Below are 23,917 nucleotides of genomic sequence, written 5' to 3'. Positions count from 1 at the left end.
CATAAATAAAAATTTTTTGCGAAAAAGATTGGTGGGCGTTGGAATGGAAACAAATGATTTGCATATGGTAGAAGAAAATTTTCAATTTGATATACGGGCATCTGGAATTTTATGGAATGAGGAAACAGATGATATTCTTTTGAACAGGGAAAACGATAAACAGGTCATCCAAGTGTTGCTTGGCGGAGCGGTCAAACGTCTGGAGACAAGTCGACAAGCCGTTGTTCGCGAAATGCTGGAGGAAACTGGTTATGAAACAGAAATCGTCCGTTTGCTTGCCCTTATTGAAACTACCTTTTCAATTGAAGGAAACACAGATAAAGCCTATCAGCAAATCAATTTCGTCTATCTTTTGAAACATGTAGCTCACTCGGATAGACATAAAATCGTTGCATCAGAAGAAAAAGTGCGACCAGTTTGGAAACACAGAAAAGAGGTAAAAAACGTGAAACCAACTATGTTAAACGAAATCATTGCGGAATTCCCCTCTTCTGTCCGCTTTGAGGTATCATTCGATTAGATGAGGTTGTGAAAAAGCCGCTCAGTTTTGAGTATTAAGAAAAAGGTTGTGAAAATGACTTTTTCACAACCTTTTTTAGCACATATACTTCTATTTGTCCTTCTATTCTAATTTCTTTCGAACGACATTTAAATAATGTTGCAGTCCGACATTCATTACCCACGCAACACCTAAACCGATGAAACTTCCTATGATGATTCCTAAAAAACGATATTCGATCAAAGACATCAGATAGGCCCCGCGAATAAGTGTAGATAGCATCAACGCCATGGGATTAAGAAAAATATTAGCAACCGCGTAATTTCTAGCAACTAGAAATTGTGCGATTCCATAAAGAAACGTAATCAGAAAAATCGTCTGCAGTTGCGTGAACGGCACAAATGACAAGACTGCTGACACACATAACCCACCCATCGATCCAATCAGATATTGGACTTGTCGATGCTTCATCGCATCCAAATTTTCCGCCAGCAAAATCGATGCACATGACAAGGTCAACCAATAAGGATTATGCAGATTCAAGCCATGACTGACATAAACGGACAGAAACAAGGCGGCACTGTAGAAAACAGAATCAATGATCACCAAAGGCTCTTCATGAAACCTTTCTTTTAGAGTCGCTTTTTCAATTGTCTGCTCAGGCCGTGAATCCAGTAATTTTGTAATCACTGCCGCAATCAGGGCAAAAACGACACCCATAAAAAAATAAAGCGAGACGATCGGTAATTGAGCGATTGGCAGCTGCATGCTCGTTCCCATGGCAGAAAGCATCGCAAAAAACAAGCCACCTGGTTTAGAGATATGGAATAATCGCAACACGAATCTGCTAGAAAAAGCAACCAAAGCTACAGCAAATGGTTCAAGCCATAAAACATAAGTTGACAAAATCCCTAGAACGAAAGCAAACAAAAGACCACAACCAATCAAAAACATACGTTTCAACAAAGATTTCATCGGTATGTTTTGATAATAGAAAAAAGTAAAGATTCCTAATGATGAAAAACTTGAAATCAAAAAGTCATGATTTATGTAACCTAACCACAATACGATAAAGATAAGTAGCATCAGGTTCATGATACGAAAAGGATTATCTTGTATTTTATTGAAACGAAAATAAGTCTTGAACAATCTATCCCTCCTTCCTAGTGATTTGAAAAGAAGCTGAATCAAAATGAAATGCCAATCCCGTTTGTCAGCATTACCTAGTATAACAATTGTTTCTTGATTTTTCATAAAATTAGTATCAAGAAGAAAAAGGCTTGAAAAAGTCAGAACAAAGAACAAACATTCCGAGTCGTTTTAACAAAAAAAAGATAGCAAGTTTTCTAAGCAACTCGCTACCTTATCTTTTTTTATTAAAAACCGAATGAATCGTATCTAAGAGCGTACATTCTTCTCTTTTATGCACTGGATTTTTCTCCTGTCCTTTGTCTCATATCAAGAAGCTGGTGCATAGTCTCTAAATCATTCATCGCGCCAGTAAATAAGGGCCAAGCATCCACCCCATCTTGTTTTTTTCTAGGAATAATATGGAAATGAAGATGAGAGACATGTTCTTCTACTGTCTCATCTTCTGCTTTGATCAAATTGACGCCATCAAAACCGCAATTTTCGACACAATGAAGAGAAACCGCTCGAATGACGTTCATCAATTCGATAAATAGTTCTTGCTCGCAATCAATTAAATTGACCCGATGTTTTTTGACTAGAGCGATCATATGACCATCGACATCTCTTGCGTTATCTAAAAATACAAGAATATTTTCACTCTCAACTATTTTTCTTCGGTGCAATCTTCCATTCACTATTTTACAAAATAAACAATCCTCCAATTCATCCACCCCTTTGTGGACTAAGAAGGGGTAAGACTCCTCTGTCTTCCCCTTGCTTTTACCAAAATATCGATTAACTATTATGTTTGATCACCTGATTTTCGGTGCTCAGTCAAACTGCAGATCTCACAATTTTCGATACGCTTCTAATTCCTTTTGATTCCCGTATACAAAATGTCCGGGGCGTACTTCCTCGAAAACCGGACCGTGTTTTGTATAATCGTGTATGCTAGGATCATACACATGTAATTTTCTTTTCCTTGCTAAAATAGGATCTGGTATAGGCACAGCAGAAAGCAATGCCTTTGTATATGGATGAATCGGATGGTTGAATAACTCTTCCGTTTCAGCTAGTTCTAAAATATGTCCTTGTCTGATCACAGCGATTCTATCTGAAATAAAACGTACGACTGATAGATCATGAGCGACAAAAAGATATGTCACTTCTCGTTTTTTTTGTGCATCTTTCAGTAAGTTCAACACTTGCGCACGGATCGAAACATCTAAAGCAGAGATTGGTTCGTCTGCTACGACTAATTCAGGTTCCATCACTAATGCACGAGCGATTCCGATCCGTTGTCTTTGACCGCCGGAAAATTCGTGAGGATAGCGGTACATATGCTCTGGAAGTAGTCCGACTTCTTTGATGATTTTTGCCACCTTTTCCAAACGTTCTTCTTCCGAGTGGAACAGGTTAAAATTATAGAGGCCTTCTGAGATAATATATTCTACTGTTGCCCGTTCGTTCAACGATGCGGATGGGTCTTGGAATATCATTTGGATCTTACGGATTTTTTCTGCTTGTTCTTTTTTCGACAAGGGACCATTGATCTTTTTCCCTTCAAAGAGAATATCCCCTTTGCTTGTCGGATTTAACCCAATGATTGCTCTGCCAATCGTCGTTTTGCCTGAACCAGATTCTCCTACGAGAGAGAATGTTTCTCCTTTATAAATATCAAAGTTGGCGTCTTGGACAGCTACGAACTTGCTTTTTCCTTCTCCAAAAGTGATTTCTAAATCTTTTACAGTTAACAAAGTTTTTTTATCAGCTGACAACTTGCTTCCCCCCGTCTTGTTCTTCACTATCCAATTCTGCAGCCAAAGCAATCATTTTTTCATGAAGATTTTCGATTTGTTTTGGTTTAAGTACTTTCGGTGCACGAGGATCCAACAGCCAAGTCTTCGCAAAATGGGTTTCGGATACTTGGAACATAGGCGGTTCACTAGTAAAATCGACCTTCATCGCATAGGCGCTGCGAGGCGCAAAAGCATCTCCTTGGATATCTTTATATAAAGAAGGTGGTGTTCCTGGTACAGAGTAAAGCACATCTCCTTTTTGTGCTAATTGTGGTAAAGAAGAAAGCAAGCTCCATGTATAGGGATGTTTTGGATCATAAAAAATTTCTTCAACTGTTCCGCTTTCGATGATCTGTCCAGCATACATAACAGCTACTTTGTCTGCTATAGCCGCGACAACGCCCAAATCATGGGTGATAAAAATCGTTGTGAATTGATATTCTTCCTGAAGCTCTTTGATTAGTTCCAAGATTTGTGCCTGGATCGTTACATCCAAAGCGGTTGTCGGTTCATCACAAATCAAGATTTTAGGTCGGCAAGCCAATGCAATAGCAATGACGATCCGTTGTCTCATCCCACCAGAGTATTGGAAAGGATATTCATCATATCTTTTTGCCGCATTAGGAATTCCTGTTTTTTCCATCAATTCGACAGCTAAGCGTTTCGCTTCTTTCGCTGATTTCTTCTGGTGTTTGATGATGACTTCTGAGATTTGTGAGCCAATTGTTTTGATAGGATTCAGTGAAGTCATAGGATCTTGGAAGATCGTCGCGATTTCTTTTCCCCGAATATCTTCCCATTCTTCATCCTTTTTCAATTCGCTTAATATCTTGTCTTTATAGCGGATCGTTCCTGAAGTGATATTGCCGTTTTGTTCCAGCATCCCGGTGAATGTTTTTGTCAGAACTGATTTTCCTGATCCTGATTCACCAACGATGGCTAATGTTTCTTTTTCTTTTAGCTCTAATGAGACATTTCTGATCGCTTTTAATTCACGGTGACGAACATGGAAGCTGACCGAGATGTTTTCTACTGATAAAATTGTTTGATTCTCCATTGTTTGCCTCCTAAATATGTGTTCTTGGATCTGCCGCATCTGCAAGAGTTTGTCCTACGATGTATAAAGAAACAGAAACTAACGCCAGTACAGTCACAGGAATCCAGAAAAGATAAGGGTAATTGCTCATGTTATTCGTATATTTTGCGATCAATCGTCCGAGGGAAGGAACATCACTGCTTAACCCAACGCCTAAGAATGAAAGAAATGTTTCATATGAAATAAACGAAGGTAGCGCTCTAGATATATCTGTCACGATGATAGAAATCAGATAAGGCAGGATATTACGAAAAATCATCCGCAAGGTCGGTGTTCCTAGTGTTTTTGAGGCTAGATTATACTCGCGGTCGCGGATGATCATGACTTGTACCCGAATAAAGTAAGCTACGCTCAGCCAGCTCGTCACACACATCGCAAAAATCAAATTCCAAAATCCGGAACCAAACGTATAAGAGAGAACGATAACGATCAGTAAAGTTGGCACATTCGAGATGATGTTGTAAATTTCCAACATGAAACGGTCAATTGCTTTAGATGTTCCCCAAATCGCCCCTACTACTACACCAATAACTGTAGTGATCAATGTAGCAATGACACTGATGGAAATTGATGTTTTTGCCCCTGCCCAAACTGCATCGAATAAGGACATGCCGTTAGCATCTGTACCAAACCAAAATTTTGCACTTGGTGGATTATAGCGTTTCGTAAAGTCATTGATATCTTTTACATCCATAAATTTATATCCGCTGAATAATGGCTGGATAAAGCTCATCAATAAGACAGCCAGCATCAGTATCAGCATAAAAATCGCAACTTTATTTGAAAAGAATTTACGCATGACCGAACGCCAATACGAATACTTCGGCGTATCAATCTTTTCTGAAGCTAACGAATTCGTTTCTACAAAAATGAATTCATTCATTTGTTCTGTTTTCACATTTTCCAAGCTATTTTCCTCCTGACGATAGTTTGATTCGCGGATCGACTAATGCCATTGCAATATCCCCGGCTAAGATTGAAAATACGGATACTGTGGTAAAGACAAAAACTATTGCGATAACTAATGGATTGTTATGGGTAATGATCGCATCAGGTAGCATTTTCCCCATACCTGGTGCAGCAAACACTGTTTCTGTGATCGTCGCCCCAGCAATCGCTCCGATGATACTTCCTGGAATCCCATTGACGATTGGGATAGCTGCATTTTTGAAAATGTGTTTTCTAGCAATTTCTTTCGCATTCAAACCTTTTGCTTTCGCAAATTTAACATAATCGGAAGACTGTTGGTCGATCATGTAACGTCTCAGCCAAATAACGATTCCAGAAACAGACAATAGTCCTAGAATCACTGTCGGTAATATATAGGAGCGAATATCTTGTGCGCCCAATGCTGGGAAGGAATCTGGCAAAGAAAACCAGCTGCTTCCAATAAATCGGAAGAAATAGATAAAGGCTAGACTTGGCACGGAAATCAGCACCGTTACGATAGCGATCCCTGCTTTATCTGGTATCTTTCCTTTGTAACGAGCCATCAACATCGCAGCAGGTATGCCGATCGCATAAGCAATAACAACAGCGATGGCTCCCATACGAAATGATGTGCCGATCATCGATGGGTCTTGGTAATTCGTATCTGTGATGACATAATTATCAGAAAAATATTTTTTGTCTCGTGAAGAGATGTTTTTTGTTTTCTGATATTGACGGAGATAGATGTTAGCAGAAGAGCGCGCTGTAAAATCATCATTAAATGTTGTCTCTGTACTTTCTGTTTTCCCTTGTCCTCCTGAAAGGATGCTTGTTACCGCTTGTCCAGCAAATGTCGGATATGAAGTGCCTAGATTCAAATGAACGATATTTTGATGGATATAAGGAAATTGTCCATTGAAATAGATCTGGTATTTATATTGTGTTCCTGAACCGACAAGTGCCCAACCGACCAACTCATCGTTTTCGATACGCAGAGAATGTTTTAAGTTAGGATTGCTGGCATCTTTTACTTTCCAAGGGTGATCGATTTGGATCATATTCGCATAGAAATTCACTACGCGTTTTACTAATGGGATATCTTTTGTCGCATAATATTCTTTGCTGATTGGAAATTGTTTGAGCGTCCAACCATTTTTCTTCGCCCAATCTTGGTATTTTTCTTCTAACTGCTCAGAAGAGGCTTTTTCTGATGAACTACTTCCTACTTCTTTTTTCAGTTCTTTCGTCGTGTGGTATTCGATATAACCCATCTTGCTGAAAGCTGTGTTTTCATAATCTGCCAGTTCATCTGGTTTTGCCTTTAATTTTCCGTAATTCACATCATTTTGAAATATCGTTTTTCTCGGAACAAGTGAATAGATCACCGCATAGGTTAAGGTAGTTACAAGAAAAATACTAAGTATAGAGCGCAGGGCCCTAAATAAAAGGTATCTTTTCACAATTTTCCCTCTCTTTCATCATATAAGTAAAAAAGGCTACAATAGAAATTGAAAGCCTTTTTTACTATTCATTCAGCTAAATTACTTAGAACTTGTTGTTTCTGCTTCTTTCGCAGTTTCTTCTTTTTTCGTTTCCCAAGCTTTCTTCGCTTTGTCGTATTGATCTGTTGTGACGATATCGCTTTGTACTTCTACATATTTCAGTTTGTTTGCAGCAATTCCTGCCCAACCATATGGTCCACTAAATGGCACTACATTTGTGACACGCGGCGTCCCACCATCCGCATAAATTGGTACTTGCAAAGCATTATCTAACAACCAAGCTTCTGCATCTGCATAAGCAGTGTAACGAGCATCTAAATCATCAGTGATAGCAGCGGCTTTATCCAATAATGCGTCGTATTCAGGTAAGTTGATTGCTTTTTTCGCAGCAGTTGATGGATCCGTTCCTTGTACTACGGCAGAAGCTTCCAGTCCAAGTGTATGGATCATATCCCCTTTGCGTGAATCATAGATATTCAAGTAAGAAGATGGATCAGTGTAGTCTGGACCCCAACCAGAGGCATTTGTAATGTCAAAGTCGCCAGCTTGTCCGGTCGTTGCTTGATAAGTAGCAGCTAAATATTTATCTTCATTCAATAGTTGAACATCAACCACTACGTTATCTGATCCTAAAGAAGTTTCCACTGATTTTTTCAAAGATTTGACCATGTTGACACTAATCTCAGAAGTTTCCTCAACTGGCATATCTAAATGAATAGGGAATTGCACACCTTTTGCTTCTAGTTCTGTTTTTGCTTTTTCCATATATTCTTTGGCTTTGTCTGCGTTATAATACCCATCTTGTCCATCAGATAAATTTACATCGCCAAAAGCATCGGAATCCAGTGCTTTTAATTTACTTGCCACTGTATCACCGTAAGGTTTTCCGCCAATTTCTACAAAATCGGTAGGAACAAGTGTATTACGTAATGCTTTATTGGCTCCTTCTTCTCCTACACTTTGTGCATTATAGCTTTTCTTATCAAATCCGAATAGAATAGCTAAACGGAAATTGCGATCTAAAATAGCTTTCTGTGTATCTTCTTTTTCTTTATCTGTTGTTTTTGAAGTTGCATCAAATGTACCTCGGTTAAAGTTAAATGTTAAATTGTATGTGGATCCACCTGTTTGAGACCAAGTCACACCATCTGGATAAGCTTTTGTTACGTCTTTATATCCTGGTGAATTTGGATAAACACGAGCAAGAGATAATTCTCCATTTTCGTAAGATTTAAATAACCCATCGGGATCACTTCCATCATTGTAGGTCCATTTTACTGTGTCTAAATGGACATTTTTAGGATCCCAATAAGATTCATTCTTCGTATATTCGATAACTGATTTAGCTGTATTGTTTGCAAGGATGAAGGGTCCATTATAAAGGATGGAGTCTGGTGTTGGTTTACCGAAATCTTTCCCTTTTGATTTTAGGAACTCTTCATTGATTGGATATAAGATACCGTAAGTCGTTTTTGAGTTCCAGAATGGTTCAGGTTTATTCAATGTGTATTGCAACGTATAGTCATCTACTGCTTTTACCCCAACAGTAGAAAAATCATTCGTTTTACCATCTATATAATCAGATAAGCCTTTGATACTATCTGCCACGATATATAACGTTTCTGATTGTACATCTACCGCGTGTTTCAACCCAGTAACAAAGTCATTTGCTGTCACATCAGCCCCATACTCATTTCCTTCACTATCCACCCAAGGAACACCTTTGCGAAGATGATACGTATAAGTCAACCCGTCATCACTAACTTCCCATGACTTAGCCATATCGCCTTTCAGGTTCCCGTATTGGTCATTTTCCAAAAGACCTTCTACAAAGTTAGTATAGTGGTCACTATTCGTTTTACGGGATGAGAATGTGTAATCTAGCGTTTCAAGATCTGTTACATATACAGAACTATATTCTGATACAAGGTCACTTTTCTTTGAAGAGCTAGACCCTTTTGCATTACTCCCGCATGCTCCCAGCATAACGGCACTTACTAGAAGCAAAGCTAAAACTTTTTTCATATAATGTATATCCCCCTCTTATTTATACTGCTTTCACCCTTTTCAACCCCTATTAACCAGATAATTGCGCAACATGTTTAATTAATAAATCACCTGAAATAATTAAAAGATAATGAAAGTTATTGAAATAATACATTTGGCATTAGGCAATGTCAAGGTGATTCAGCAAAATAATTCGAATTATCTGAAATTTATATATATAACTATATATGCAATTATCTAACTTTTTCTTTTTATCATCAAGAAAATAAAAAAGTAAATATCATTAATGAAATAAGCGTAAAACGAATGAATACGAAGAAAAAAGTGTTGAAAGACTTATCTTTCCATAATTTTTTCATGTATAGCATATTCCATTTTTATACGAAAAATAATATATATATGCATTTAGTTTATATAATTATTAAAAATAATCTTTGAGAGGAAAAAGTGGATGAATAAAAATTACTTAAGTTATATATTTGAATATTTTCTCATTTTAAACTCATTTAAAAGAAACCGGATTCCCAACAAAAAAAGCTTCTAATTTTCGTACGATAACTACATTGGCCCTTAAACTTCATACTTTTTTATGATTTTTCAGCGGTTTTCGATGGTATACTTTTTAAATGGAGGAGATGTCTATGCGGTATGTATCAAAATTTTTATTAGGGATTTATTTATTCTTTCTATTATGGTTGATTTTATTCAAGCTGTCATTTAATCTTCCACAATTTCTCACTTATTCTTATAGCAATGTCAATCTCGTCCCTTTTTCTACTTTTTCTTTTGAAAATACGACGGTTTTGCGCGAGACCACTTATAACTTGATTGTCTTTTTTCCTTTTGGGGTGCTTTTGGATGTCAATTTCAAAGGGCTTTCCTTTTCTAAAAAATTAGGGATCATTTTCCTTGTAAGCTTCTTCGCAGAGTTTATTCAATTCCTATTCGGTATTGGCGTAGCGGATATCACTGATGTAATTACTAATACAACAGGAGGTCTGATTGGATTATGGTTCTATCAGCTTTTAAACAAACACATATCGACAAATAAGTTGGATCGCCTAGCCGTTATTTTGGGGTACATTTTATTGTTATTTCTAATCGTAGCTTTTTTATTTTTGACACGTACTATCCGTCTTCGATAAAATCGTTCATAAAAGAGGACCGTCACAGATACATTCCAGTGTGTACCTATGACAGTCCTTTTTTATTCAATTATTGATTTTCAAAAAAATCGATTTTCACCTCTACCATTTGGAGTGGGGCATCGTAAAATCGATCTTCTCTTCTTCCTAGAAAATCTTTTGCCTGTATTGGAAACAAAGCATACATCAAGACATCTTCCTCAGATTTTGCATAATTTGAAATTTCTTGACGAAAAGCTGGAAGTTGGGGCTCAATGAAATCTGCTGGACGAACGGTGATTACATTCTCCTCACCAATGATCAATTTTTTTATTTCTTTCTGTATAGGAACTGGTGGATGCCCATATAAGCCTCGTACATAATCTTTGATTTCACTTGGGACAAGCTTGTAGCGTTCGCCGGTAATCACATTCATTAATGCTTGAGTTCCTACCATCTGGGAAAGAGGCGTAACAAGCGGCGGGAATCCTAGATCTGCCCGTACTCTCGGTACCTCTTTCAATACATCTTCATATTTGTCCTGCAGTCCTTGTTCAGTCAATTGACTTAACAGATTGGAAAGCATTCCTCCAGGAACTTGGTAAATTAATGCTTTAGGTTCTGTATCTTTTACTTTTGGATTCAATTGTCCTTCTTCTCTAAATCGATCTCGGATAGGATTGAAATATTCTGCGATTTCTTCTGTTTTTTGTAGATCCAATCCTGTATCGAAGCCCATATCCTCCAAAGCCATCGCTATAGACTCCGTTGCCGGTTGGCTCGTTCCGCCAGCAAATGAAGAAATTGCTGTATCGATAATATCTGCTCCTGCTTCAGCTGTTTTCAAATAAGTCATCTCTGAAATTCCACTAGTTGCATGCGTGTGGATCTCCAAAGGAACATCTACAGCATCTTTGATACGCCTAACTAATTCGTATCCGGTATTGGGGGTCAATACGCCCGCCATGTCTTTGATACAAATAGAATCTGCACCGATTTGAACCATTTCTTTTGCTAATTCAGTAAAATATTCCACCGTATGAACATCACTTGTGGTATATGAGATTGCTGTTTGGCAATGACCACCAGCTTCTTTTGTAGCACTAATCGCCGTTTGCAGGTTTCTCGTATCATTTAATGCATCAAACACTCTTATGATATCAATCCCGTTTTGGATTGACTTTTCGACAAAAGATCGTACCACGTCATCTGCATAATTTTTATATCCTAATAAATTTTGTCCGCGCAAAAGCATCTGCAATTTTGTGTTTTTTACTTCTTTTCGGATACTTCTCAATCTTTCCCAAGGATCTTCATTCAAAAACCGTATACAAGAATCAAATGTTGCTCCTCCCCATACTTCCAAGGCAGAATAACCGGCTTGATCCATTGTATGCAAGATTGGTAGCATATCTTTTGTTGGCATACGTGTAGCAATCAAACTTTGCTGTCCATCACGTAAGACTGTTTCCATCAATCGGTTTTTTTTTGCCATTATTTTTTCCCCTCCCCTTTGCTGTAATTAGCAGAATCGCTTCCTGCATTTCTTTCATACTATGTTTTCGTGAACGTCCACATACTTTTGCTTGCTCCTGACAGAGATAACAAGTTCTTGGGGGATGACCTAAACTGCTTCTGCTGGTTGGGTGCGGCTGCCCGTCAACTAAACACAAAATATCTAGATCAACCAGACGCCCAAACGGATGTCTTTCTTCGATTTCTAACATGGTCTCCTTCGCTTCCTTTTCAGGCATTGAAAGTAGCAAATAATATTCTGGTCCAGTGACTTCTTTTCGATATAAACGAAGGATGGCATGTAAAGCTATCGCATCTTCTACAACTTCAATGATCTGTTCAAATAGTTCTGCTAATCCTACAGAGTATTTGACAGGCCCAGGTATATTCAACGTTGCACAAAGCAAAACAGTATTTTCTTTCATCGATAACATTTCTTTTTGGATTTCTGCTCGTTTCGTACGTGCTGTAAGCATTTGCTCCAAACCAACAGTTGTTCCTTGGAATAATTGATTACACATTTTTTACCACATCGATAATCGTCCCATCTCTATATTCGACCAAAGCAACAATCTTTTCGCCATAATTGATCGGTTCTGGTGTCCCTACGATCCCATATGCTTTTTCTTTCAGTTCAGTAATCGTAAATTGTGGGATATCTATTTGTTTAAAGTGTTGGATCAGATCTTTCCGCTTAGGATTGATAGCAATCCCAAATTCCGTAACAACCACATCAATACTCGAACCAGGTGTTACTACAGTATTGACTTTATCTACAATTGTCGGAATCCGTCCTCGTACAAGTGGCGCAATTACTAAACTCATTTGGCAAGCCATACTAGTATCAGGGTGTCCTCCTGCTGCGCCTCGAATCACCCCATCTGATCCAGTAATGACATTGACATGATAATCCGTATCAATTTCTAAAGCAGAAAGGATAGCTGTGTCTAGCTGATTGATAAATGATCCTTTGCTCAAAGGAGACGCGTACATATTGGCATCAATCTCATAATGATGTCTGTTTTCTCCCAGTGAACAAGCAGAAGGATGATCAAAATCTTGGACATCAATGATTTTTTCTACTAATCCTTCTTGCAATAGATCGACCATCGCTTTCGTGATACCGCCAAGAGCAAAGCTTGCTTTAATCCCGTCTTGAAGCATCGATTCACGTAAAAAGCGTGTCACCGCTAATGCTGCTCCACCTGTACCTGTCTGAAAAGAAAAACCTTCATGATAATAAGGAGACTGAGTGATTACTTTAGCCGCATATTCTGCGATTAGTAACTCTTTTGGATTTTTAGTGAATCGTGTAGCCCCTTTAGCAATACCTTCTGGGTCTCCAATCGAATCTATTTCAACAACGAAATCAACATCTGTTTGTGGGATGCTAATAGGTGTATTAGGAAAAGGTACAAGCGTGTCCGTCACAATTACTACTTGATCTGCGTATTTTGCGTCAACCATTGCATAGCCTAAAGAACCACATGTTGCTTTACCAACTGTTCCATTTGCATTTCCATAAACATCTGAACTAGGCGCACCTAAAAACGCAACATCGATAGATAGGTCTCCTGCCGTTATCGCCCTTGCCCTTCCACCATGAGACCGTATAATCACAGGAGCATCCATTATTCCAGAAGAAATTGTTGCCCCAACCTCGTCTCGTAATCCACTAGTTGTAATATGGGTGACGACTCCATTTTTGATATAATCGATCAAAGGTTCATGAATATTGGCAATCGAGCTAGGCGCAATCGTTAAATCTTTGATACCCATCGCTGAAATTTCTGCCAAAACCTTGTTCATGACTTGATCTCCTTCGCGAAAATGATGGTGGAATGAAATCGTCATACCGTCTTTCAAGCCTGTTCGCTCAATTGCTTCGCGTAAATTGCTTAACAATTTTGTTTCACGTGGTGTTTTTGGTTTAATGTTGCGACTGGCTTCTTTATACGAATTGATGTGCGCAAGTTCACCTTCGAAAATACCGTAATGTTCAGCATATTCTTTTGGTATCTCTCTACCTGCTTGATTCAAAACCATTTTCATCACTCCTCTTCACTTAGTAGATTGGTAGCTTTTGCAAGTGCAATCACCCGCTCAGCACGCTCCACGATTGGTTTATCGATCATTTTTCCATTCAAAGAAATAACGCCAGAACCTCTGGAATCTGCCTCTTCAATTGCCCAAATAACTTCTTTTGCATGTTGGATATCTGCTTTAGTTGGTGCATAGATTTCGTGTACGACAGGGATTTGGCGAGGATTGATCACTGATTTACCATCAAAGCCTAGTTGTTTGATAAGCGCCGTCTCCGCTTGAAATCCAGCCATGTTTTCTACATCTGAATAAACCGTATCGATAGCGGCTATACCAGCAGTACGTGCAGCGTGCAAAATCATGCTCCGAGCAAAGAACAATTCTTGTCCATCAGGGTAACGTTTTGTTTTCATATTCGTCACATAGTCTTCGGCTCCTAAAGCAATACCAACTATTCGTGGAGATGCTTGTGCGATTTCCCGTGAATTCAGCACACCTTCTGCTGATTCAATAGCAGCCATCATTTTAGTCGTGCCGACTGTACAGCCGAATATTTCCTCTGCTTTGGTAATCACTTTATCCACTGCAATGATCTCTTGAGCTGTTTCTGTTTTAGGCAACCTAATAACATCCACACCGGCTGAGACAACAGCTTTGATATCTTCTTCACCACTTTGTTCCAAAGCATTGATTCTGACAACTGTTTCTACATTACCGTAATCTATAGTTTTTAAAGCAAAATGCACAAGGGTACGAGCAGCATCTTTTTCTTTCAGCGATACAGCATCTTCCAAATCAAACATGATGGAATCAGCACCATATAATGGGGCATCCCTCAACATAGCAGCATTTGCACCAGGAACAAACATCATCGTTCTTCTCAATTTTTCCATTTGTCGATTTCACCCCAATCATAAGCGTCTTTCTCGGCAGCCCGATAAACGGCAGTAATCAGTCGAGCAATAATCGTACAATCTAATGCTCCTTTGTCGATTGCTGTTACTTTTGCTGAAGTTACCTTTAAATGAGTCAGTGTTTCTGTTATTACTTGTCGAATCTGCTTGCCAAACTGTTTCTCTACACTACTGTCTAAAGAAATGCTAAGTGTCTCTTTTTCATTTGGTTCGATCGTTATCAAAATATCGCTGGATTCAACGGTACCAGCAGCTGCAACTTGTTTTATTTCCACATGTCATCACTCCTTTTTGATGTAAGTATTCAAGCGTAGTCTCAGGTAGGAATTTCATTAGTTTTTGTTCATTTCGTTCTTTTATTGCTTGCCGTGCTTTAGTCGCACTGATGGTTTCGCCGTTACAGCTCAAACGAGGAAGAATAATAAGAGAAATGTCCGAATCAAAAACTTCTTTCATGGTTTGATTATAAAGATTCGTGACCTCTGAAAAAGGTTCTTCCCCTACAAAGCGTTTATTGATGTGTAAAATTGGTGCTATTTTTTCTTTGAAAAGCTGTGAATCAAAAGTTGCTTGTATACGAGCTTGTTCGATTGGTGCTTTTTCCTTTAAAAAATATGCAGGAAACACCGCAGCAGATATAAGATAATCATTTGTTGGCAGTACACTGACGTTTTTAAGATGGGCTACACCTCTTTTGACCATTTCAAAACGATCAGCCGCTGAAAACATTGATTCTTCTGCGGATAAAACAAAGAGATACACATATTCACTTTCTTTTGCAGCAGATTCGACTAAATATTGGTGTCCTTTCGTAAATGGATTTGCATTTATGACGATCCCGCTAGCACTTTCTGCCTTCTTAGACTGTTTCAGTAGTGTTTTGTATTCATTGAAATTCGGTGCTCCTAACTCCATAAATGCGACTTCTCTCGTTGAAAAGACTTCTTTAAAACCTAACGATCGGAACACTCTTTGATTTTCCAATTTAGTATAAATAAAATAATGCAACTTGCCTTCTTCTCTAAGCTTCTCGATTAAATGGTTGATGATCCGAATCAGAAGTTTTTCCGACTGATATTTTTTACAGACAGCAATGTATTTAATGACCTGCCCTTCATAAGACCCTGAGGCAATCAACTGATCACCATCATAAATACCAACTGTATAATCTGGACACTCGTTTCCACTCAACCCTACAGTATGCAACAATTCCTGCCACTTAATCATTGTTTGATGTTCTTTAGATAGCCAAAGCTGTTTAAGTACGTACATAAAAGCCCTTCTTTATTTTTTTATCGGAAATGTCTTGGTCAGCAGTAAAGAAGCTAAATAAATAATCAAAATCACTACGAATACGCCGCCCCAGCCAAACAATAGTAATTCGAATGCCTTATATAAATCTTCTGTCATTTTTATTCCTCCTTTTTATGTGAGCAGTGCCAAAAGCAGTCCACCTGCGATAACGGAAGCAATCTGACCTGAAACATTCGCTCCAGCTGCATGCATCAAAATAAAATTCTGCGGATCTTCATCTGTTGCCATCTTCTGTATGACTCGACTAGACATTGGAAAAGCAGAGATCCCAGCTGCACCAATCATTGGATTCACTTTTTCTTTGCGGAATAGATTCAGCAGTTTTGCGAATAGCACTCCACCGACAGAATCCATGATAAAGGCTACTAGCCCTAGACCGATCACTATCAATGTATCGACTTTCAAAAATTCTTCGTACTGCATCTTGACAGAAATCGACAGACCTAACAAAATACTGATGATATTCACTAATTCGTTTTGTGCTGTAATAGATAATCGATCCAACACGCCACATTCTCTCAACAAATTCCCAAACATCAAGAAACCCACAAGAGGTAAAGACACAGGTGCAATAAGCCCAGCTACGACCGAAATCACTACAGGAAACAATATCTTAGCTGTTTGAGAAACTTCGCCTGCACGGTAGCTCATACGGATTTGACGTTCTTTTTTGGTCGTTACTGCTTTGATGGCGACTGGTTGGATGATTGGAACTAGTGCCATATACGAATAAGCAGCAACCATAATCGCTCCCATATATTTTGAATTCAGCGTATTCGCTACAAAAATAGATGTTGGCCCGTCTGCGGCTCCGATAATCCCAATCGAGGCTGCGTCATTTAAATCAAATCCTAATAAGACGGCCGCGATTACCGTAAAGAAAATCCCGAATTGAGCTGCTGCCCCAAACAACAGCAAAAACGGATTTTGCAATAACGGCCCAAAATCGATCATCGCGCCAATCCCAATAAATAAAAGTAAAGGAAATAATTCTGTGCTGATCCCCATTTCAAATAAAACTTGAAACGGCCCCGCTTCTCCGCCCGCACTAAGTACCCCTGAATTGGGAAAATTGACCAAAATCGTACCTAGTCCCATAGGCACAAGTAAGGTTGGTTCATATTCCTTTTTTATTCCTAGATACATCAGTATGCCACCGATGATCATCATAACTAAGCGTCCAGGTTCCGTTGCGATCCCAGTTACACCTTCAATCAATGTCTCCATAAACTTCACTTCCTCTTTTTAAATTAACGATCACGAAACCGTAATCAATGCATCACCAGGATTGACCATGTCCCCCGCAGTAACATGGATAGCAGCTACTGTTCCAGCTTTTCCAGCTACAATTTCATTCTCCATTTTCATGGCTTCTAAAATCATCAATGGCTGATTCTCCTGAACAGCTTCCCCATTGTCAACAAGTATTCTTAAGATCGTGCCAGGCATCGGAGCAGTGATGGCATCATCTGTTCCTTGAGCTATCGGCGTAAGGGGTGCTGTCTCTCTTTTTAACGGTGTTTCCTCTTCTTGACTTATTGGCTTCTGAACAACAGATTGGCTAGGCATAGACAGTTGTTGAGGAGTGCCGCCAATCTCTTCCATTTCTACTAAATACTCTTTTCCATCAATCGTTAATTTGAATTTACGTAGCATTTTTTCGACCTCCAATAATTATTTCTCTTTTTTTCTCATAATTTTTCTTACAATGAATTGCGATTTTTCTTTTTCTCCTGCTACGATACTTGTCGCAATCATGGAGACAAGTACAGCTTCAGGATTGCGTTCTTGGATACTTCTGACTACGAATCGGCTTTTTGGCTGATCGTTGGCAACAATAGCAGCAGAGATTACACTCACTATCTCGTTATTTTCGGAACTTGTGGGAATATATTCTGGAACCGCTTCCCATTCATCTGAAAATAAAGCTTCGTTTGATGGATGTTTTGTGTGAAATTCTTCTTTTTGCTGCTTTTCTTTTTTGAACAAGTTTTTCAAAAAGTTCAAGCCCTTTCTCCTTTCTCCGTTATTCGACTCATTTCCATTATAAAAATAACTAAAAAATCAGCTAGCATTATTTTATGTTTGAATTGTTTTTTCGCTGTTCCTTTTTTTCAAAAAATAAATAAAACTCTTTAAAACGTTGGTATATAAGTATTTTCTTCGAATTAATATTTCGTTAAGAACTTATTAAGCTAAAGCTAAGAAATAAGTTTAGGAATTGTTTTTTCTCTGTTCTTTTTCATCATTCATCTTTTCACTGTATTTCATATTGATTATTCTTAACCACGTTAAGCAATGAATTGATAAAAAACAAAAAGGAGGCGTGAGGTGGCTCAAGAGCCAAATGTATTTATTTTTTTACAGCAACATGTCAACGCTTACATTTATTTTAGAATTAGAGAGGAAGAACTATCATGATACTTACAATTTTATCTTATGCAATGATTATCGTGTTTATGTTTGTCATTATGAAAAAGAAAATGTCACCATTTACAGCGTTAGTTATTATCCCACTTTGTTTTACAATTATCGCGATGCTAGCTGGTGTAGCCGATAAAGGAAATATCGGCGATTTTGTCTTAGAAGGTGTAGCTACTACAGCAAATACAGGGATTATGCTACTTTTTGCTATTTTATACTTTTCAATTATGTTAGACGCAGGTTTATTTGACCCGATTACAAGGAAAATGATCTATTTTGCTAAGGGAGATCCAATGAAAGTCCTAGTGGCGACTGCAGTCGTTGCAGCAGCAGTATCACTAAACGGGGATGGAACGACAACTACATTGATTTGTTGCTCTGCGTTCATCCCAATCTATAAAAAACTAAAGATGAAAATGATGAATCTTGGTGTGCTGATCATCCTTCAAAACACTATCATGAATCTGCTTCCTTGGGGTGGACCAACTGCTCGTGCAATGGCAGTTCTAGAAGTTGATGCGGATATCTTGACTTATTTGCTCCCAGGAATGTTTTTCTCATTGCTTTATGTCATCTTATTTGTTGCTCGTCGTATGGGAAAACAAGAGCGGGCGAGGCTTGGAATCACTGAGTTGACAGATGCAGAAATCAAAGAAATGACAACTGTTTCTGATCCAGATATGCTAAAGATTCGTTGTCCACAAAATTTTTTATTCAATGCTGCATTGACGATTCTTCTCATCGGCTGGTTAGTTGCCAGTTCTTTCATCTCAAGTATTGCTCTTCCACCTATCCTTTTGTTTTTAGTAGGAACATGTATTGCTTTGATGGTCAATTACCCAGTATTGAAAGAGCAATCAGAACGAATCGGCGCAAATGGTGGCGATGCTGTTCAAGTAGTCATCCTTGTTTTTGCCGCAGGAATCTTCATGGGCTTATTCCAAGGTTCGGGTATGGCCACCGCTTTAGCTAATAGTTTCACGCACCTTATTCCTCAGCAGCTTGCTGGGTTTTGGGGATTGGTCATTGCTTTGATCTCTGCACCAGGAACATTTTTTATTTCAAATGATGGTTTCTATTTTGGTGTTTTACCAGTCTTAGCAGAAGCAGGTCGTGCTTATGGATTTACTAATATGCAGATGGCTCTTGCCTCCTTATTAGGACAGGCTTTTCATTTACTGAGTCCGCTAGTCGCATTTATTTATCTGCTTTTGCGCCTGACAGGTTTAGATATGGGACAATGGCAAAAAGAAGCGGCAAAGTATGCATTAGGGATCTTCATCATTTTCGTCGTTACGATCATTCTTTTAGGACATATGCCGCTTTACATTCCTCAATAAATAACCATAAAAAAATTAATTCGAAAATTTGTTTTTATATATAATTGTTTTTTGTTATTTTTTTCGTTATGATTCCTTTAGTTGCTTGATTATTTGATTTTTAGAATCCAATTCAGATAGTCAGAAAGGAGTTGGCAAATGAGCTCGATTATTGATGCAGTCAAAAAAAATCTTGATTTTTCACAAAATAAGACCTTGAAAATCTTACTTTACGAAGCGTTTCGAAAAACGATTATTTTAGGAGAAATTCCTGCTGGTACGCGAATCAACGAAAAAGAATTTTCTGAGATCTTGAATATCAGCCGTACCCCAATCCGTTATGCGCTAAAGCAATTAACTACAGAAAAATTAGTCACATATGTTCCTAAAATCGGTGTCGTAGTAAAGGGAATAAGTACGAAAGATGCTCATGAAATCTACGATATTCGAAAATCGCTTGATACACTCGCCGCAATTAAAGCTATGGATCAAATGACAACTGACGATTTTAAAAAAATGAAAGCGCTGTTGATATATGGGGAGAAATTAAATAGAGAAGATCGAGTAGATGAATTACTACAAAATTTCTCCGATTTCAATGCATTTATTTATGAAAAGAGCCAAATGCTTCGGCTAAAAGGAATTGTATTAGAATTGCAATCTTACCTTATCTACTTTCGTGATATTGCCATTCGTTCCTCTAAACGTAGAAATACAGCCCTGGAGGAACATTGGCTTATCTATCGAGGAATGAAAACAAAAAACAAAGAGCAACTCACTTTATTGATCCATGAACATTTAGATCACTCGCTAAAATTCATTCTAGAAGAAATGGAGCGGCAAAAAATTGACTAATCCTTTATTAAAGACCATCAGTAGTTATGCAGAAAAGGCTTTGCTATACGAAGTCTCACTTACTCCAAAACCCGGACTGGTCGATCGCTACTCGAATGGCGCTCATCACGATATGGATTTTTATACTTTTCTCGACAGTATCGTCAGTTTAGCCCCCTTTTTTTATCAATATGCAGAGGCTGGTTATAATCATAAAGGAGATGCTCCTTTACTTTTTGAACAGTTACGAAAGATTGGAAAAAAAGCAGAAAAAGCAATGCTACACGCAACAAATGGTATAAATACACATAAGGGTGCTAATTTCTCTTTTGCGATTCTTCTAGGTGCTACAGGGCTATATATCAAAAAAGGTGCTACCCTTCCCTTTACAAAGAAAGATACTGAGTCTGTCCTTCAAATAGCAAAGCAGATCGTCTCCGGAATAGTAGAAAAAGATTTTCAGCACCTCTCATGTAAAGATAAAGAATCATTGACTTATGGAGAAAAACTTTATCTCGAACACGGCAGTACCGGAATCCGAGGCGAAGCAGCAAGCGGCTACCCTACACTAAATAAGCTGTTAGATTTTTTACGGCAGCATACGCAGAACAACCAAGAGATAAAATACTTATATGCATTGATTTTTTTGATGAGTGAGACACAAGACAGCAATTTGCTCCATCGTGGCGGCTTTGAAGCTTTAAAGCAAGTACAAGCTGAAAGCAGCTATCTGTTCAAAAAAAATTTATCAGCGCAAGCATTTATCCATGAACTGACAATTTATGACCTCCATTTGACCAAACGGCATTTAAGCCCCGGCGGTTCTGCTGATCTACTTGCTTTAAGTATTTATTTTTCATTTTTAGAACATTCCTTGTCTCCATCAGGCAAGAATGTATAGCCGATCCCCCAAATCGTTTTTAAATACTTTGCGTTTTTGGGGTCGGCTTCGATTTTATTTCTTAAATGATTGATAAAAACCATGATCGTATTGGCATCAAAATGCTCATCATTCCAAACACTGCGATAAATTTGTTCTTTGGAAAAGACCTGATCTGGATTTTCCATGAAAAAACGGATCAACTGAAGTTCTTTAGATGATAATTTGATCAGACAATCTTTTTTAAACAATTGATAACGTATTGGGTCAAATCGAAAATCTCCGGCTTTGATCTCTCCTTTTATAGGATGGGCAGACTGGTTGCGAATCGCTTTATTACGATCTAAAGCTGCTGTCACTTGTGCGCGTAAAAGATCTAAAGAAAAAGGCTTAGTCAAATATTGATCTGCTCCTACTTCTAAACCGGTAATCATCGCCTCTTCGCTTTTCTTACCACTTAGAAAAAGTAATGGAACGGCTGGATCTTTTTCTCGGATCAATTGCGCTAAATGATATCCGTCGTTTTCATAATCAAGGCTGATATCAAGTAAAAAAAGATCAAATGTCACACGTGACATGATTTCAATCGTCTTTTCTAGTGAGTCGCTTTGATAAACTAAAATGCCTGTAGATTGTAGAGACTTCCAAATCAGTCTCCGAATCGCCGGCTCATCGTCTACAACTAAAATTTTTTCATTTCGCACAAAAACTCCTCCTCTATTTTTATTTGATAGATTAGCAACAGAAAGGAACGAACAATGAAAAAACCTACAAACAAAGGTCTCTATGCTCCCATCGCACTGATCCTGCTGCTGACGATCAGCGGAATTATTTTTACACTTGCCAGTTTTCATACTTCACAAGAAAAAGCTGTAAAATCTGCAGAAGTGCAATTAGCTCAAATCAATCATTCTGCTATTGAATTGATCAAAGAAAAGATTTTTTCTTATCAATGCTTACTGGACAAGTACAGCGGACAAATGAAAAACGAGGAACTTGCTTCTGATTTATCTGATGTCTCTATATCTAAAAATCAAAAAGCTGCAATCGGTATTTTCCTTTTCTCTTCTAATGGTCAACTTATTCACCAATATAAATTTCAGAGTGCCTTTACTGATATACCAAAAGCCCTAACAGCTGATCCTTTGTTTTCAACAGCTTTGTCAGAGAATACTATTGAAAATGGTGATGTGTATTTCCATCAACATCACGCTTACATAAATTTATACCAGCAAGTTTCTCTCGCCTCTAAAAAACAAGTTCTACTCGTCATGCCGCTTGATTTACAACAGATTTATCAGACCAATATTTCAAAAGATTCTGCAGTCATCGGCTATACAATGGTCAAAAATGCAGAAATGAAGATCATCATGCATCCTTCTCAGGAACAGATTGGCTTAACAGTGGTAGATGATCGAAAAGAAAAATTCCCAACTTTTGATTTTGCTAGTTTGGAGCAGCTAGAAAAAGAACAACTGAAACATAAAAAAGGCAGCCTGACCTACTATTCATACTGGTGGACAAAAAAACATCCTAAACAAGTGATAAAGATTTCTTCCTATGAGTGGTTTACAGTTGGTAACGCTCGACTTATCGCTGCTAGCAATGAAGATTATTACGAAAGAAATGGACTGCTCCTACAGGATAACCTGATTACACTAGGATTGTTAATGTTCTTGCTAGTCATTATTTTTTTGTTAACTGTTTCCATCCGCTATTATGTAAAACGAAATGAAACTTACTTAGAGAATATTCGTCTACAAGAACGACAACTGCTTTTACAAGAAAAATATGAGCTGGAAAAAAGTATCCTTCAAGAATCCAAATTAGAGACAATCGGTTTATTGACTACTACGATCGTTCATGACATGAACAACTTCTTGACACCCATGATCGGTAACTTACAGCTTTTGATAGAAGAACGCCAAGAAGATGAACAATTAACTGAAGATTTAAAAGAAATCTATCAATCTGCAGAAAAAGGACTGCAACTTTCTACCAATGTCTTGCGCTTTTCAAAAGTACATTCAGGGGAACAGTCAGTCCATCAAGTATCAGAAACGGTTCAAGAAGCGATACAAACGATTCGTATTTTACTTCCTAAGACAATCATTCTAGATACTGAACTTTCCGCTAATGGAAGTAGCAGATTTGAAAAAGAAGATCTGCAAATCGTCCTCTATAATTTGATAATGAACGCTTATCAAGCAAAAAACGATGCCCATATACACATCACATCAAAAAAATGCGCGGAACTTTCTAAATGCATGACGGATATCCCTGTTTCGCAACAAGGAAAAAATTGGGTCTTTATCAAAATAGCAGATAATGGACCTGGTATTCCAGAAGAAATACGAGATAAGATATTCACTCCGTTTTTTACAACGAAAACTACAGCTGGAGGAACTGGGCTCGGACTATTTATTGTTGCCTCCCTCGTTCGAAAAAATGATTGGCTTCTTCGAGTTAAAAGCAACAAAGAGGGTACGATTTTCCATTTAGCAATCCCTATTCAAAAAAATAGTATCAACACACTCATATGACTGGAGTAGAATACCTGCTCCAGTTTTCCATATGTTTAAAGGA

General features: G+C 38.1%; 24 protein-coding genes. 6 read left to right on the top strand and 18 right to left on the bottom strand.

What is annotated here, in order from left to right; all coding sequences use genetic code 11:
- Positions 1 to 43: 43 nt before the first annotated feature.
- The gene (locus A5849_RS01435; RefSeq protein WP_086309912.1) at positions 44 to 520 is read left to right on the top strand and encodes an NUDIX domain-containing protein; all 477 of its coding nucleotides are present in this window, start codon (positions 44 to 46) and stop codon (positions 518 to 520) included.
- A 102-nt stretch (positions 521 to 622) separates the two neighbouring features.
- On the opposite strand, the gene A5849_RS01430 is transcribed toward A5849_RS01435, so the two are convergent.
- The 7 genes from A5849_RS01430 to A5849_RS01400 all read right to left on the bottom strand — a co-directional run bounded on the left by A5849_RS01430 (position 623) and on the right by A5849_RS01400 (position 8,982).
- Positions 623 to 1,648: an FUSC family protein gene (locus A5849_RS01430; RefSeq protein WP_002313933.1), complete on the bottom strand. Its 1,026-nt coding sequence runs from the start codon at positions 1,646 to 1,648 to the stop codon at positions 623 to 625.
- 272 nt (positions 1,649 to 1,920) lie between these two features.
- Positions 1,921 to 2,352, bottom strand: coding sequence for an HIT domain-containing protein (locus A5849_RS01425; RefSeq protein ID WP_002335115.1), 432 nt, complete (start codon positions 2,350 to 2,352; stop codon positions 1,921 to 1,923).
- Between the two features lie 126 nt (positions 2,353 to 2,478).
- Positions 2,479 to 3,408, bottom strand: a complete 930-nt coding sequence (locus A5849_RS01420; RefSeq protein WP_002316542.1) for an ATP-binding cassette domain-containing protein — start codon at positions 3,406 to 3,408, stop codon at positions 2,479 to 2,481.
- The gene (locus A5849_RS01415; RefSeq protein ID WP_002292656.1) at positions 3,398 to 4,486 is read right to left on the bottom strand and encodes an ABC transporter ATP-binding protein; all 1,089 of its coding nucleotides are present in this window, start codon (positions 4,484 to 4,486) and stop codon (positions 3,398 to 3,400) included. The genes A5849_RS01420 and A5849_RS01415 overlap by 11 nt, the downstream gene beginning before the upstream one ends.
- Positions 4,487 to 4,496: 10 nt before the next feature.
- Positions 4,497 to 5,408, bottom strand: a complete 912-nt coding sequence (gene oppC, locus A5849_RS01410) for an oligopeptide ABC transporter permease OppC (protein WP_050396368.1) — start codon at positions 5,406 to 5,408, stop codon at positions 4,497 to 4,499.
- Between the two features lie 25 nt (positions 5,409 to 5,433).
- Entirely contained in the window at positions 5,434 to 6,915 is a 1,482-nt protein-coding gene (locus A5849_RS01405; RefSeq protein WP_002335113.1) for an ABC transporter permease, read from the bottom strand.
- 81 nt (positions 6,916 to 6,996) lie between these two features.
- The gene (locus A5849_RS01400) at positions 6,997 to 8,982 is read right to left on the bottom strand and encodes a peptide ABC transporter substrate-binding protein (RefSeq protein ID WP_002312321.1); all 1,986 of its coding nucleotides are present in this window, start codon (positions 8,980 to 8,982) and stop codon (positions 6,997 to 6,999) included.
- A 623-nt stretch (positions 8,983 to 9,605) separates the two neighbouring features.
- Here A5849_RS01400 and A5849_RS01395 point away from each other — a divergent pair.
- Positions 9,606 to 10,109, top strand: a complete 504-nt coding sequence (locus A5849_RS01395) for a VanZ family protein (RefSeq protein ID WP_002312319.1) — start codon at positions 9,606 to 9,608, stop codon at positions 10,107 to 10,109.
- Between the two features lie 70 nt (positions 10,110 to 10,179).
- On the opposite strand, the gene A5849_RS01390 is transcribed toward A5849_RS01395, so the two are convergent.
- Genes A5849_RS01390 through A5849_RS01345 form a run of 10 tightly spaced genes read right to left on the bottom strand, consistent with a single transcriptional unit; the run spans position 10,180 to position 17,881 of the window.
- Positions 10,180 to 11,583: an oxaloacetate decarboxylase subunit alpha gene (locus A5849_RS01390; protein ID WP_086309911.1), complete on the bottom strand. Its 1,404-nt coding sequence runs from the start codon at positions 11,581 to 11,583 to the stop codon at positions 10,180 to 10,182.
- Positions 11,543 to 12,124: a citrate lyase holo-[acyl-carrier protein] synthase gene (citX, locus tag A5849_RS01385; RefSeq protein ID WP_086309910.1), complete on the bottom strand. Its 582-nt coding sequence runs from the start codon at positions 12,122 to 12,124 to the stop codon at positions 11,543 to 11,545. The genes A5849_RS01390 and citX overlap by 41 nt, the downstream gene beginning before the upstream one ends.
- Positions 12,117 to 13,649, bottom strand: a complete 1,533-nt coding sequence (gene citF / locus A5849_RS01380; protein ID WP_002346206.1) for a citrate lyase subunit alpha — start codon at positions 13,647 to 13,649, stop codon at positions 12,117 to 12,119. The genes citX and citF overlap by 8 nt, the downstream gene beginning before the upstream one ends.
- Before the next feature lie 5 nt (positions 13,650 to 13,654).
- A complete protein-coding gene (gene citE / locus A5849_RS01375; RefSeq protein ID WP_002309873.1) occupies positions 13,655 to 14,539 on the bottom strand; it encodes a citrate (pro-3S)-lyase subunit beta in 885 nt (294 codons plus the stop codon).
- On the bottom strand, positions 14,527 to 14,835 hold the full coding sequence (citD, locus tag A5849_RS01370; protein ID WP_002309875.1) for a citrate lyase acyl carrier protein: 309 nt from the start codon (positions 14,833 to 14,835) through the stop codon (positions 14,527 to 14,529). Before citD ends, citE begins: the two co-directional genes overlap by 13 nt.
- Positions 14,798 to 15,832, bottom strand: coding sequence for a [citrate (pro-3S)-lyase] ligase (citC, locus tag A5849_RS01365; protein ID WP_065763755.1), 1,035 nt, complete (start codon positions 15,830 to 15,832; stop codon positions 14,798 to 14,800). The genes citD and citC overlap by 38 nt, the downstream gene beginning before the upstream one ends.
- Positions 15,833 to 15,844: 12 nt before the next feature.
- Positions 15,845 to 15,970 (bottom strand): OadG-related small transporter subunit, encoded by a 126-nt coding sequence (locus A5849_RS15105; RefSeq protein ID WP_002316536.1) that lies wholly within the window; start codon positions 15,968 to 15,970, stop codon positions 15,845 to 15,847.
- A gap of 15 nt (positions 15,971 to 15,985) precedes the next feature.
- Complete coding sequence (locus A5849_RS01355) at positions 15,986 to 17,101, bottom strand: sodium ion-translocating decarboxylase subunit beta (RefSeq protein ID WP_002344765.1); 1,116 nt, start codon at positions 17,099 to 17,101, stop codon at positions 15,986 to 15,988.
- Positions 17,102 to 17,131: 30 nt separating this feature from the next.
- Complete coding sequence (locus A5849_RS01350; RefSeq protein WP_002309879.1) at positions 17,132 to 17,530, bottom strand: acetyl-CoA carboxylase biotin carboxyl carrier protein subunit; 399 nt, start codon at positions 17,528 to 17,530, stop codon at positions 17,132 to 17,134.
- A gap of 18 nt (positions 17,531 to 17,548) precedes the next feature.
- The gene (locus A5849_RS01345) at positions 17,549 to 17,881 is read right to left on the bottom strand and encodes a hypothetical protein (protein ID WP_002312306.1); all 333 of its coding nucleotides are present in this window, start codon (positions 17,879 to 17,881) and stop codon (positions 17,549 to 17,551) included.
- Between the two features lie 410 nt (positions 17,882 to 18,291).
- On the opposite strand from A5849_RS01345, the gene A5849_RS01340 reads away from it, so the two are divergent.
- From A5849_RS01340 to citG, 3 genes are all read left to right on the top strand, one after another.
- Positions 18,292 to 19,638, top strand: a complete 1,347-nt coding sequence (locus A5849_RS01340; protein ID WP_002312305.1) for a CitMHS family transporter — start codon at positions 18,292 to 18,294, stop codon at positions 19,636 to 19,638.
- 138 nt (positions 19,639 to 19,776) lie between these two features.
- Positions 19,777 to 20,472, top strand: a complete 696-nt coding sequence (locus tag A5849_RS01335; protein WP_002309882.1) for a GntR family transcriptional regulator — start codon at positions 19,777 to 19,779, stop codon at positions 20,470 to 20,472.
- Positions 20,465 to 21,352 (top strand): triphosphoribosyl-dephospho-CoA synthase CitG, encoded by an 888-nt coding sequence (gene citG / locus A5849_RS01330; protein WP_002309884.1) that lies wholly within the window; start codon positions 20,465 to 20,467, stop codon positions 21,350 to 21,352. Before A5849_RS01335 ends, citG begins: the two co-directional genes overlap by 8 nt.
- On the opposite strand, the gene A5849_RS01325 is transcribed toward citG, so the two are convergent.
- On the bottom strand, positions 21,301 to 22,035 hold the full coding sequence (locus A5849_RS01325; protein ID WP_086309909.1) for a response regulator transcription factor: 735 nt from the start codon (positions 22,033 to 22,035) through the stop codon (positions 21,301 to 21,303). The genes citG and A5849_RS01325 overlap by 52 nt on opposite strands.
- A 54-nt stretch (positions 22,036 to 22,089) precedes the next feature.
- Here A5849_RS01325 and A5849_RS01320 point away from each other — a divergent pair, with 54 nt between their 5' ends.
- Entirely contained in the window at positions 22,090 to 23,874 is a 1,785-nt protein-coding gene (locus tag A5849_RS01320) for a sensor histidine kinase (RefSeq protein WP_002309886.1), read from the top strand.
- Positions 23,875 to 23,917 lie beyond the last annotated feature (43 nt).

This window comes from Enterococcus sp. 10F3_DIV0382 (assembly GCF_002140245.1).
Lineage (GTDB): Bacteria > Bacillota > Bacilli > Lactobacillales > Enterococcaceae > Enterococcus_B > Enterococcus_B lactis.
Note: the sequence above shows the minus strand (reverse complement) of the source record. Positions and strands in the feature narration are given on the sequence as shown.